The organism is Parabacteroides sp. KHUB-02, from assembly GCF_056640955.1.
On the sequence record NZ_JBWQEV010000002.1, the window covers coordinates 254,213 to 267,809 of the forward strand.

The 13,597-nt window shown below is 46.7% G+C and carries 10 protein-coding genes; 2 read left to right on the forward strand and 8 right to left on the reverse strand.

The window, feature by feature from the left end:
- Positions 1–194: 194 nt before the first annotated feature.
- Both ACYIA1_RS21580 and ACYIA1_RS21585 read right to left on the reverse strand, forming a co-directional pair.
- On the reverse strand, positions 195–1,226 hold the full coding sequence (locus ACYIA1_RS21580; protein WP_480336453.1) for a DUF1848 domain-containing protein: 1,032 nt from the start codon (positions 1,224–1,226) through the stop codon (positions 195–197).
- Positions 1,227–1,271: 45 nt separating this feature from the next.
- A complete protein-coding gene (locus ACYIA1_RS21585; RefSeq protein ID WP_480336454.1) occupies positions 1,272–2,618 on the reverse strand; it encodes an Ig-like domain-containing protein in 1,347 nt (448 codons plus the stop codon).
- A 614-nt stretch (positions 2,619–3,232) separates the two neighbouring features.
- Between ACYIA1_RS21585 and ACYIA1_RS21590 the strand changes: the two genes are divergently transcribed.
- A complete protein-coding gene (locus ACYIA1_RS21590) occupies positions 3,233–3,646 on the forward strand; it encodes a hypothetical protein (RefSeq protein ID WP_480336380.1) in 414 nt (137 codons plus the stop codon).
- 72 nt (positions 3,647–3,718) lie between these two features.
- Here ACYIA1_RS21590 and ACYIA1_RS21595 read toward each other — a convergent pair whose 3' ends face one another.
- Entirely contained in the window at positions 3,719–4,999 is a 1,281-nt protein-coding gene (locus ACYIA1_RS21595) for an ATP-binding protein (protein WP_480336381.1), read from the reverse strand.
- A 411-nt stretch (positions 5,000–5,410) separates the two neighbouring features.
- Between ACYIA1_RS21595 and ACYIA1_RS21600 the strand changes: the two genes are divergently transcribed.
- Positions 5,411–6,052 (forward strand): HU family DNA-binding protein, encoded by a 642-nt coding sequence (locus ACYIA1_RS21600; RefSeq protein WP_480336382.1) that lies wholly within the window; start codon positions 5,411–5,413, stop codon positions 6,050–6,052.
- A gap of 41 nt (positions 6,053–6,093) precedes the next feature.
- Here ACYIA1_RS21600 and ACYIA1_RS21605 read toward each other — a convergent pair whose 3' ends face one another.
- From ACYIA1_RS21605 to ACYIA1_RS21625, 5 genes are all read right to left on the reverse strand, one after another.
- Positions 6,094–6,597 (reverse strand): DUF6169 family protein, encoded by a 504-nt coding sequence (locus ACYIA1_RS21605; protein ID WP_022192410.1) that lies wholly within the window; start codon positions 6,595–6,597, stop codon positions 6,094–6,096.
- Positions 6,591–6,755 (reverse strand): hypothetical protein, encoded by a 165-nt coding sequence (locus ACYIA1_RS21610; protein ID WP_005856488.1) that lies wholly within the window; start codon positions 6,753–6,755, stop codon positions 6,591–6,593. Before ACYIA1_RS21610 ends, ACYIA1_RS21605 begins: the two co-directional genes overlap by 7 nt.
- 110 nt (positions 6,756–6,865) lie before the next feature.
- On the reverse strand, positions 6,866–9,085 hold the full coding sequence (locus tag ACYIA1_RS21615) for an alpha-L-rhamnosidase-related protein (RefSeq protein ID WP_480336383.1): 2,220 nt from the start codon (positions 9,083–9,085) through the stop codon (positions 6,866–6,868).
- 142 nt (positions 9,086–9,227) lie between these two features.
- Positions 9,228–11,825 (reverse strand): family 78 glycoside hydrolase catalytic domain, encoded by a 2,598-nt coding sequence (locus ACYIA1_RS21620; protein WP_480336384.1) that lies wholly within the window; start codon positions 11,823–11,825, stop codon positions 9,228–9,230.
- A 20-nt stretch (positions 11,826–11,845) separates the two neighbouring features.
- Positions 11,846–13,594, reverse strand: coding sequence for an alpha-L-rhamnosidase-related protein (locus tag ACYIA1_RS21625; RefSeq protein ID WP_122382952.1), 1,749 nt, complete (start codon positions 13,592–13,594; stop codon positions 11,846–11,848).
- Between the last annotated feature and the right edge of the window lie 3 nt (positions 13,595–13,597).

A 13,597-nucleotide genomic window follows, 5' to 3' on the forward strand; every position in this document is an offset into this window, starting at 1 on the left:
TCTTATGTTTATATTACAAAATGCTTCCGTAAAGAAATTGCATAACAACTATGTTTATTTATCGGTCAATATACAATAATTATAGTTCACGACATATAGCTATTGGATCAATTATGCACTCTGTATCAAATCTTCGACAAATATTTCAAAAATACAAATAAAATCCGACAACTCACACCTTTTGGCAAAGTATTCTAAATTAGATTTTCACTATTGTCTGAACACTGAACCACATTCTTTTGTACGCATTCCCTACTTGTATTGGCATAACAATAGACACAGAAATGGCGGCAAGTGTTATACCTACCGATATCTTTGCTTATCATGCAACCACAGGCTTTCCGTTGGCCTTTGTCTTTTAGGTCTTTGCGTTTGTCGGGTAAAGCGGGAAACGTACCAAAAAGATCCGGTTCGGGTAATTGGCCTGTTCGAAGATAATAAACCAATTCATAATCCTCCCCAAACACACGCTCCATTAAATCACCGTCGATACACCGGTTATGCTCAATGCCATAAACCGCAAGGTCAATATCCTCGGCACAAGTAGCGAGTGTCACATTCCAACCAGTAGAAGCCCAAATTTCCCTCAACCTCACCAATCCCTCTACAGTTTCTTGACGTTGCGTCGCATTCATCTCAGCGGTTTCCACATCCTCTTTCGTAAAGCAATTCGTCTCTTTTATAAGATTGTTCTGTACCTTACGATACGCCTTTACATCTACGAAACTGAACACGAGCTTATCAGTATATCCATTCAACTGATTGCCGATCTTCCAAATACGGCTAAGCAGGACACGAGGCGTGATAGATGGAGTTATAATCAACGGGTCGAATCGCCAGATCACCCGTTCCTTCCCTATCATTTCCGACAACTCCCGAAATGTCTCCACCCGTTGCGTAACGCTCGGCACATTCGGCTCAAAGCCTTCGCTCACATAGTCGTTCAACGTGAACTGGAAATAATAATGGATACCCCTCCTATCCAACTCATGCAAATAAGGTAATATCGGCTTCGGGTTCTTTGTCCAAAACACGATTGCCTTACACCGCTCAAACGACACATACATCTTCCGCCGATTAAACGGATTATACCAAACACAATACCCCTTGGCCAAACGATTAAAGAACCACTTGACATAAAAGGCCGGGATATCCGTTGACCGGCTGGCCGAAATGATGATGGGAGCAAGTGCCTCGACTTGCTCACCGGAGTCCGTTGTGATAATAGATTTATGACTCATCTTTCTTTTCACCAATTAAAACAAAGATCATTACCTTTTTATTTTTTTAGTATATACTTTGTTCCCGTATTGGAAATGTAATATATAATATGGTTGATATATGTTTTGAAAACTATTCAACCAATATTTCGACCTTAGATACTCTATTTCTCCATTATATTTGAAGTATGCAGAATTTGAGTTTCCACTGCCGGGTGATGGCAAAACTTCTAGGCCGGTAACCCGTATTGGATCATTATTATAGTTCCAAACTTGACATTTTAAATTAGCAGAAGTGTAACCTGCAATAACAGCCCATCCTGACAAAGATATTTTAACTTCAATATTAGCTACAACTTTATTCAGAACTACGACCTTACATACATCCGTATACCCGCCCTCTTCTGATATAGCTTTAAAATAAGCTACACCTTCTTGTAATCCTATAATACTTTTACCATCTGAAGATATTTGGGCAACATCATGTCCTGATATTTGTTCCAATTTAAAATTTTTGTTTGATGCATTGTATGGCGAAACTGAAATATATTCATCATCAAGAAGAAAAGACTCACCTTCACCTATTTCAAATTCTTTATCATCAGCAAAAAATATACCATCCACTTTCACTTCTTGAACTTTTATCTCATATGAAGCTGTAAATTTACCATCTACGGATGTAGCTGTAATAATACAAGTTCCTGCGGATACAGCGGTAAGCCATCCTTCTTCATCTACTTTAACTATATTGGCATTGGAAGTACTCCATTGTATTTTAGGACATATAGCTCCTTCGGGATAGCAATAAACATTCAGCATTATACGACCTTCCCCCAATCCACTAAAATAAAAGTCATTTTCTTCCAGTGAAATCCTTTCTAATGTAGGCGGTGTTACCGTACAAATACATTTCGCTTCTATTCTATGAACAAAAATATTAGTGACATGTTCTTCATAATAAGCCGTAATTATACACTCTCCAGCACGTTTCGCCTCAATCCTACCATCGTTAACTATTGCTATGCTCTCATCCGAAGATTCCCACTTCACATCAGATATTGATGCATATTCTGGTTCAATCGCACATGACAATAAAGTATCGTTTCCAGCCTCTATAGCAATAGTATCATTTGAAAATCGAATTGAAGAAATAGGCAAAGCCTCTACTATCACATTGCTAGATGCCGAAAAAAAATTCTCTTTCGCTGTTACACTCACAGTAAAAGAACCGAGGTTAGTTGATTTAAACAATCCCGTATTCGATATTTCCGCACCTTTATCTTGTGGAGATAGGCTCCATTGACAATTCGGGATAGGCGCATCCGAAGGTTCAGTTATAACTACAAACTGAAATTCAGCACCTGCATTTACAGTAACCTCATTAGGTTCTAAATAAATTGCAGTTACACTTTTTTTTTATCACACGAAGATAGAATAAAAGAAAACAACAATAGAGACAAAACACCTTTCATGTCCATAATTAAATTCATTTCCCCGCTTGGCTGCCTTAGCGATGGTTCATAATAAATTAGATACCTCTATACACACAAAACGTGGAGCCAGTCCTGTCGCCCGTTCCACTGTTTGAAGGCCTTCGCATTGCCCTGTTCGTCGAAACGAGCAACGTCGAAAGCCCCACGCCGATGTGAATATATAGTCTACCCTTTACGCTTCAACGCCTTTCTTTGGCATCGAATCGATCAAGGTAGTATATAATACACCCAAGGGGCATTCACCGTTGCTTTGTTTTTGACGAACAGTTGGAAGTTGCGAAGTTCTCAAACAGTCAAAACCAAAGCGTTCAGTAAACGCCTTTATGTATATGCCCTCCCTCGCCCGCCGGCTTTAACGGCATCGGCGTAAGGAGACTTCGCAAATATAGTGAAATTCCATCATCTTCCCCATAAATAACAATAAATATAACAGCTCAAATGAAATATCTATTACCTTTGCCTCAAACCTTAACTTAGGTTTCATGCTAGAACATTAATAACTTTATAAAAATTTACGCTATGGATATTTTTGATTTACTATTCGGTTGGGGCGGGCAGGCCATGCAGTTGATATTCCAATATGGATTTATCCTTAAAGAAGAAGATTTCCTTGAGCTTACCGATGAGCAATACGTGCAGTTTCACATCAAGATGGGGGAATGTAACGAAAAGATCTTTTTGATCGCACCGGCAGATCCGAGAAACGCAATAGAGGCGGACTCAACGGAGCTACCGATTGTGACCGAATCCCAAAAGGACGCTTTTCTTGAGGCTGCCAAAGACATAGAGAAATATTGCGAAGAAAAGGATTTCCATACGGATGAGGAGAAGTTACGGTTTGCGGCGAGACATATGCCAGATATATTCTCCAAAGGCTCCAAATATGAGAAATACTCTAAATTCTCAGTCACCAAGCGACAGAAAGGCAAGTAGATAATGCTTTCCCGTATCGTCATCGCCTTGGGCGTAGGCGATGATGATAACCGGGATCAGCCCTTTGCTATTTCATACCGCATAAAGAGGAATATTCGTCAGGTTGCCTTGCTCCTTGTAAGGCAGCATGGAATATCGCTCCGCATGCAGGCTTGGTACCTTGTCCAATAAGTTCATCAAGGAATTAGCCCGGACATTTCCTTCGGCCTTCACTTCTATCGGGATCATTTCCGCTCCCCGCTGGATGATGAAATCAAGCTCTAGGCGCGAATTGTCCGCCGTATGATAATAAATGGGAGACACGCCTTTGCTTTTCATCTGTTGCAAAACGTATTGCTCAGTTAGTCCACCCTTATACTCCTTGAATATATCATTCTTTATTAAGACTTGCGCAGGATCGGTCTGGACCATCGCTCCCATCAAGCCAAGGTCTACCATATAAAGCTTGAAAGCCGATAAGTCCTCGTACACGGCGAGCGGCAACTCGGGTTTTGCGCATCGAGGTACCTTATACAACAAACCCGCATTGACAAGCCATTGTATGGAAAGCTCAAAGTCGTTGGCCCTCGCGCCTTTACGTAAAGCGCCATAGATAAACTTCTTATTCTCCTTGAATAATTGAGAAGGCACACTGTTCCAAACCATCCGGATACGCGGAACTTGCTCTTTGGGCGCATGTTTCGAAAAATCAAGATCGTAACCTTGGAGAATCTCCTGCTGGATACGCCTTACCTCCCGTAAAGCTCCGGTCTCCACGTATTTGGAAACAGCCTCCGGCATGCCTCCCACATAATAATACTGGCGGAGAAGATCCACATACTTCTCATGCAACAGACTCATCATCCCATAGTCACGGCTCATAAGTAGTTTACAGGCCTCTTTCTCTCCTTTCGCCATAAGAAACTCCTCGAAACTCATAGGATACAGGTTGATGACATTAACCTTGCCTACCGGATATGATATATTCTCATGCAAAGAAATTCCCAAAAGCGAACCCGCCACCGCGATATGGTAGTCCGGAGCTTCCTCCTTAAAATACTTCAACGCCTCCAATACCTCCGGAATATCTTGTACCTCATCCAAAATGACGAGCGTATCACCCGGAGTAATATCCACCGAAGTCATGGCACGGAGACCACGCAAAATTCTTTCCACATCAAAGTCCTGCGTAAAAAGCTGCCGGGCAAGATTGTTCTTACGACATACGACATAAGCCTCTTTCTTATATTCAAGCCTGGCAAACTCATGGAGTAACCAAGTCTTGCCCACTTGTCTGGCACCATTAAGGATAAGAGGTTTTCTGTCCGCTCTTTCTTTCCATTCAATAAGTTCCTTTAAAACAGCTCTTTCCATATGAATACAACATTTTTACGCAGATAAATATAGCTAATCATCACATTTTTCAGCACCAATTCGCCATACAAATATACATAAATACGCAGATATAAGGTATACGGACGTACATTTTTACGCGGCATACGTTCTTTTACCTTCCTGTCTACCCTCTACTCCCCTAAGCAAAAAACGCTCTACTCCTATATGAATTCTTGCTCGATAGCTTATGGATTCTTGTTCGCATACTGTATAATTCTACAAACCACGACGTGGTCTGTACAGATCAAGACATGGAATATACAAATCACGACGTGGTCTATATATTCCACGGTGATAATTTGGAAATAGATCAAGTAGTTAGTATATTTGTATATAGTAAGAAGAATGTTTTTAACTTGAAGATACGAACAATTATACCTAGTAGCAGTTATGGCAGAATATATCAAGCAAGAGATGTGCGACCTGAACGGGACGGGGGAAAAGCCGGTGTATTATCGGATGAAGATACAACGGAACATGGACATGGAGGATTTCGTGGAACGGATCACCTACCCCGGATCGGGCTTGAGCAGGGGTAGCGTAATACAGGTGATGAGGACAGTAGCGGAACATCTGGCCTATTGCATGGCGGAAGGGCAGTCGGTCACGTTGGATGGCATCGGTACGTTCACGCCCCGCCTAGGCGTAGCGAAGGACAAGGAGATCGACTCGCTGGATGGTGACGAACCGAAGCGTAACGCACGGAGCATCGAGGTGAATGGTATCAACTACCGGGCCGACAAGGAGCTGATACGGGAGACTAACCTGCGTTGCGATTTAAGACGGGGAGGTATCAGCCGTGTCCGGAAATCGCCCTTCACCGAAGAGGAACGCCGGACACGGGCATTGGATTACCTGGATGAACACCCATTCTTGCGCATACAAGACTACATGGCTGTCACCGGACTAAAACGTAGTAGCGCAAACCGTGAGCTACTACGCCTCAGTAGCGACCCGACGAGTGGAATCACCCTATCGGGTTATGGAAGCCACCGGGTGTATGTCCGCAGAAAAACAGAGGGCGATCACTAATCCACCCAATGATGCCCCGGGCCGGAGAAAATACATACATTTTACTCCGGCTTTTGACTAAGCATTTGTATTGTTTCAGTAAACTCCGCGACTATAGACTTCAAATTGGGATTATCGAGTCGAATAATAATCGCCGCATAATTCTGTATCCCATCCGCATCTCGGATGTCCGCAGACATGAAAGCGAAATCAGATTTACGCGGCGAGGAATGAAACCAAAACTCAAAAAGGCGATTGCGCATACTCTGCTTGCTATCTCCTGTCTCACAAATATACAACAGAGTTGTATTAGAACATTCGAAAAACTCATAGACTATCGCCATTATCGCCCGCCTCAACTTAGAATCACGAGGAGACTTTCTATTATTCGTATTAGCAATAATAAATTGATAGGATTCATCACTAAGCATCAATTCGTCCTCGAGAAAACTGACATAATAAATCACACCAAAGTCCGTAACAAACCGGAAACACATAGAATCCCTAAGAGCTGTTACCGCATAAGGAGAATTAGAATTTATACGTTCAAGGTTAAGGCTTACCATACTTCAAAATAAGTAGCTTCTTGCCCTGTACGTTTCTTAAACTCTTCTTTCATCTCTTTTTCCAGTTTAGCTACATACTCTCGCTTCAGCTTCCGTGCGGTCTCCAACCGACGCAAAGCCTCTTCTCTGGTAATCTTGCTATTTTTCTCTTTTTCCATATCCTTCGATATAATACTTATATATTACAAATGTAGGATAAATTCCGTTCTTTACCAAAATATTTATTCTTTGCTTCTGTTTTTGAGAAACATAACAAACACACAGATTACTAATCCACCCAATGGTGCCCCGGGCCGAGATGCTTGCGAGTGCCGTTCGGTCTTATCAGTTCGGCGGAGGTGCCTTCCGGGATTTGGAGATCGAACTTCAATCGCTTGCCTTTCTTCTTGATACTTACTTGGATGGTTCCATAATGAGTCTCTAGGCAGGCAGAGGCTTCCGATAAGGAACCCAGTTGAGGCGTGATCTTAAAGGTACGGAAGCCGGGAGAGGTTGGCTCGATACCACAGACCTTCTGGCTCAATAAGGTAAGCGGGCCACCGCTCCAAGCGTGATTGATCGTGCCGCCACCGAAGCCCTCGGCTCCGATGCCCCATCCCTCGAACAAGGTCGTGTATTCGGCATAATCCAGCATACGGGTGTAACGTTGCTTCATCCGTTCCAAGGCAAACGCCGGCTCGCCCATCTGGAAAAGGGCCTCTAGGACATACTTCTCCATATAAGGGCTGGCGTGATACTCCTTTTTAAGTACCTTCGTCAGCGCCGGATACTTATCTTTCGAGGCCAGCCCGGAAACAACCGCCATGGCTTGGGAGCGATCGTCCGTCTCCCCTTTATAGCCGGGGGAGCGATAGGCGGAACCTGTCCAGAACTTCGTGTCGAAACAACGTTCTATGCTACGCATCATCCGGGAGATCTCATCGGCATCCTTATCCTTGCCGAGTTGCAGGGCGAAGGCTCGCTCCGCTTTCAAGGCCAGATAATACCAGCAGTTGGTCAATACGCCCATATCGACATGCTCGCCCCAGTCGCCCCAGCTCCAAGCACCTTGACGCTCGATCACCAAGCCACTCTTATCGACTTGCCAGACCTCGTGCAGGTAACGGCGCATCCGGTCGTATATCACCGGAACGAAACTACTGTCGGCACTATAATAATATTGTGTATAAAAACCGTACCAACCGATAGACGCCAACATCTGTAAAGGAAGCTCCTTATCCCAATTACCCGCCGGAACCGGAGCGTAGAGCGTTCCGTCCTCCCGCTGCCAATTCATTAATTCATGGATGCCTTTTACGGCTAGTTTCTGCCCGGACGGAGAAAGGGCGTAGAAAGCCTCGCCTAGCTCATTCACCTCGTCACCCCACCATTGGGCACGTTCACGGTCCGGACAGTCCATATAATTATCACGCATCGTTATGTATAAGGTGCGGGCAGAACGTTGCCAAAGCTCGTCGTAGAACGGGTCGTCACAATGGAAAGAGCCCGCGAGGTCCGTGTTGTAACCGGTCTCACGGTATTTCACATCCAGCACCTTCACGCCCTCGGGGATGATGTAATAGACCTCATGGCCGTTCATCCAGCCATAGCTTTCGTATTCCTGCTCACCCTCACGGGTAATATATTCGGCACGTACGTTGCGCTCGCTTCCTCCCTCGTAATTATCCATCCGGATGTGGATAGTCTTCCCGGCCTCCGCCTCTACTTTCAGATACGGAGTGATCTGGGCATTATAGGGTAAACGACAGAACAGGGTATCGCCTCTCAAGGATTCCCGGACGGATACATAGGATAACAGGCCGCTGTTTTTCCACTGGGGTATCGGACGTTCCACCAGCTCCCCGAAAGGAGCTTTCCCCGCCTTACCGACGCAGACCGCCCCCGGAAGGGAACCTTCGAAACTCGTACGGTTCCAGTTTGTTATCGCTTGACGGGCATCGAAGCGGATATTACTCTCCGGCATACGGTAATTCGGGAAAGGGGCCTCGGTATTTTGATAGGCCTCATACAAGGCACACTGCCAGCTCGCGTCGGAGACGATCTCCAGTCCCGGAGCGATCGCCTCGAATAACAAAGCTGCTTTCCCACTGTTGATATGACTGAAACCGTCTTTCCCGAAATGCCAGAGCAAGATAGCGATGGTGTTCGAGCCCTTTGTCAGGTAAGGGGCGATATCTACCGGATCGTAATAAGTCCCGGAAGGAGAAGGTCCTCTTTTCAAGCCACCCTCGAAGACAACCAGTTGGTCGTTGATCCAAAGCCAATACTTGGAATCGGCGGCGATACGGGCGATGAGTTGATTCGGGACATCCGTCACAGCGAATGATTTACGGTAGATCAACCAAGTATTCGTAGCGCTTTGGCAACGCTCGGTATTGATCCATTGGGCTTTCCAAGGGAAGGCAGCGGGACAACTGTCCGAGGCAGTCACTTTTATCCAGCTGAAAGATAGGAGAAACAATAGAAGAGCAAGAAGTAGCTTGTTCATACGTTTAATCTTTAAGGTTCTCAATTATTTGCTTTCGAAATCCCCAGTTGTAGAGACGGGGCACGCCCCGTCTCTACAACTAGGTAAAATAAGCCAATATAGGCGATGTCATTACCGGCTTACTAAAGTCATACGGTTCTTATCACACCGGATATGAAAACGTATGCGTACCGGCGGATACGGTCTCGGTCTGATCGCCTACCACGATATCGGCGGAGCAATCAGCCGGAATCGTCACGGTAAGCATAACCTTATCCCCTTCCCGTTTCCATTCGCTGGCGATACGGCCGCGTACGGAATGGTACTCACCTTTCGCCCAATCCAGTTCTTTCACGAAATGAGGCGTGATACGGATATGACGGAAGCCCGGAGCCGAGTCGTCATGATTGATACCGGCCAGCTGGTTCATCATCCAAGCGGAGACATCTCCCATAAAGACGTGGTTCAAGGAAGCGTCGGCAAACTTCGGACTAAGTGTCCACGTCTCCGGCAATGTGGAGTAACCCATCGTCTCTACCCAATATCCCCAAGAAGGTGCCTCGGTCTTCGTGATCATCTTCATGGCATCCTCGATATAGCCATATTTCGTAAGCATGGCCGGAACGGTCTTACTGCCTAAAAGACCGAAGTCCAAGAAATAGTTATTTCCCGCTACCACCTCACGCAGCTTATCCGCCACGAGTTGTTCCTTTCCTTCCGGTACAAGTCCCAGATACAAGGCCAAGGCTTGCGCCGTTTGGGTCCCTTCGGCATACACACCGGTCTCGGCGTTGAAGAACTTCCGGTTGATCAAGGATTTGAGGGTATTCGCTTTCTCTTGATAAGGAGCGGCGTCCTTGCCCAGCAAAGAGGCGAAGCGAGCCATCAACTTATAATCCAGATAATAGTAGGCGGTAGAGGTATATTCATTATTCGTCGTAGCTTTCCAATACACCCAGTCACCCAAGCCAAACGGCAAGTAACCGTCTTTCTCTTTCGTCTTCAAATAATCCAGATATCGCAGCATCGTAGGATATAAGCGTTCTATACTGCGAGACTCTCCATAATAATCATACAAGGCGTTCGGGATGATAAACATGACAGCGTCCCAAACCGGACCCGGCCACTCGCCATATCCCCAACCGCTGGAAGGAATGATACCGGAAATCTCACCCGCCTCACGCTGGTTATCGATAATATCATTCATCCATTTCTCATAAAGCGTGATACCATCGAAGCCCAGCAAACCGAGGTCGATCGCGATATGCGCGTCGGCTGTCCAGCCATTCTTCTCCCGTTGCGGGCAATCGGTCGGGATACTGTGCAGGTTACTGCGGTAAGCCTGCATCGTAGCCTCCCATATCTTATTCAATAGAGGATTCGAACAAGCGAAGGAACCGGACGGACGGACATCGGTATGCATAAACAAGCCTGTCAAGTTCTCTTCCGTTAAAGTAACGGGACGGCTACTCTCCACCTCCACGTATTGGAAACCGTGATAAGAGAAGGAAGGCATGAAGATCTCCTCCTCTCCCGTACCTTTCAAGGTAAAGACATCCATCTGGAATACCTCGTCCGGTTTGACCGGATGATAATATACATTGATATTGCCTTGCTCCAAGCGACCATCTTTCTTCAACAACTCACCATGTTTTAACGTGATACGGGTTCCCGCCTCACCTTTCACCTTCAAGCGGCAAAGGCCGGACATGTTCTTCGGGAAAGAATATACATATAACTGATCGGAGAAACGTTTCATCGACACGGGCCTCACCTCTTCCGTGATACGGATTCCCGGCATTTGCTGGGCTACCAACAGAGGTGCCGGAGCCTGCGCCGGAAGTGCCGCTTCCCATTTACTATCGTCGAAATGAGCGGTTTTCCATCCGGCCTCTTCCAGCCGGGCATCGAATTTATCGCCGCTGTATATATTATTATAGGTATAGGCCCCGGTGGAAGTCTTCCAAGTCTCGTCCGAACCAATCACCTCCGTCGTACCATCCGTATAGGTAATACGCAACTCACATAGCAGGCGGGGACGATCCCGCCAGCGTGCCTCATGAAAATTCCAGACCGCCACGGACTGCTCATTGTACCAGCCGTTTCCCAGAACAGCGGCCACGGCGTTGTCGCCTTGCTTCAGCAAAGAGGTAACATCATGCGTCACGTACAAGATACGTTTATCGAAATGCGTATACCCCGGGTCCAGATAATTCGTTCCGACCCGCTCGCCATTGATGAATAGCTCATGATACCCGGCAGATGCTACGTACACACGGGCATCCTTCACTTCCTTGCCTACCGGGAAAGACTTGCGGAACAGAGGGGCAGGCTCGAACTCTTTATCCTTATGATCGGTAATCCAAGAGGCAGACCAATCCGAGGGATCGAACTTAGCGGTCTCGAAAGAAGCCGTCTCCGAGGTAGCGCACGGACGCCCTTCACCATCCCATACCGTAACATTCCAGTAATAACGGGTATGAGGTTTCAGGGCCATTCCTTCCGCATAGGGCCGCAAGTCGTCCGGACTCGTACCGATCCGCACCTCATAGCGGGAAGCCTTAAAGCCCTCCTCATTTCCGGAGTATTCCCATGTAAAGCGAGGAGACGAAGTATCCAAGCCGATAGGCTCCGTAAGGTATTCCGTACGGAGATTCGTAGGTATCGTTAATTCATTATTGCTTTTGCAACCGCCTAATAAGAGGGCGGCGAAAGCGTAGATGCAAATAGTTTGTTTCATATATTCTATAATTATATACATTCTACAACTAAGTATAAGAGCTACGGGGTAACTCGTATCTCTTCAGGAGCGTTGATATGGCTTATCACCTTACCGTCCGCACCTTTCTCATGCCGGATCTCGATCACCCCATAAGGCGTGGGGAACGTACCTTCCACCCATTCGAGATCTCCCAGATGTGGGATGATACGTACCGTACGGCAACCCGGTTCCACCACTTGTACGCCCAATACGTACTCGCTTAACCACGATGTGGGACCCGAAGCCCATCCATGGCACAAGCTATGGCGGAAACCTTGATAGCAATACGCCCCATAATCTCCATGAATATCTTTCTTTCCAGCGGGGACCAGCTCATCAATACGCCCTGCGTCAGGAAGCCATTCCATATTGAAATCCTCCCAAAACGTCGTAGCACCTACATCCAGCATAGCTCCCCAATACGTACGGATCACATCTAACGCACCTTGGTAATTACCAGCCAACGCCATCGCCCGTAGCATATAATACCCGTAAAACGTAGAGAAGCCTTTCGCCCCGTCCACCGCCAAGCAACGCTCGTTCGCCTCCTTAGCATCCATGATACCCGCCAGAGCCATCAAGGCGGCGGCCTGTTTATCCCCGGGCGTAATCCGATCTTTCTCCGAAGGGAACCGGGATTTCTTCCGAAGGGAAAACTTAATAGCCTTGGAAGCTACCATACGACATTCCGAAGCCAACGCATCCTCGCCTAAAACGGTACATAACTCCTCTCCCGCACGCATGGCTTGTATCATCAGCGATTGAAGGCCGGCATCGATAGCGGGTGTATTCTCACTGGAAGGCCAATCCAAGAAACGGTTCCCATCCAGTCTCTCTTGTCCGCTTGGGTCAACCTTCGAGATCAAGTGACGCAACAAAGCAGTCATATAAGAGCGTTGCTCTTGCAGATACGCAAGATTCCCTTGGTAATAATACCAATCCCGCTGAATCAACAACCACCAGATCGAGTACGAACTGATACCGTTCATCCAACTAGGCAGCGGCGTAATATCCCGAATCAAATCCAAGCTCTTAGGAACCACCTCATTATAACCGAAGACGGTACTGACCGTCATTACCTCCGGATGTAAATCCCCCACCCAGACCAGACGATCCCGTTTTACGCCGTCCCATAGATATTCCTGCATATTCAAGTGGACCGTGTACGCACCTGTCTTCCAGATCCGGTTCAACCGCTCGTCATTACAACGGAAAGAGCCCAGATAAGGAATATCCCGAAACGTAGAGATCGCACGAACCTCTTTTAATTGCAACTCCGTAGAATCACCCAATACATCAATACGCACGAAACGGAAACCGGAATTACCGATCTCCTGCACGCCCAGCCAAGGGAGCGATACCACGAAATCCCGCATCGCATGATCGTTGCTCGCCCCGTTCGCGCCATCTATCTCGCACATAGCCTCACTAACGGACTCGCCGAAACGAACCCGCACGGAAACCGGATCGTGAGACGGCGGCATACCGGTCACCAGCTGAAGGCCGCCTTGCAACTCCTTCCCGAAATCAAGCAGCAAAGCGGGATGTTCGGTTGGCGTACTTTTCAACACACACAACCGATTATTCGCCAAATCCGACTGTCCGTTGCCCGGAACAAGCAAATGGTTCGCTCCCGTAATTCGCGAACTATCTTGCTGCCAGACAATACGGACCGGGGCGATATACTCCCGTGTCCGATGGTCTCGCTGCTGGGCGAACAACGTGAACGAACCGATCCCTATGAATAGAATGATTAATTTCTTTCGCATACG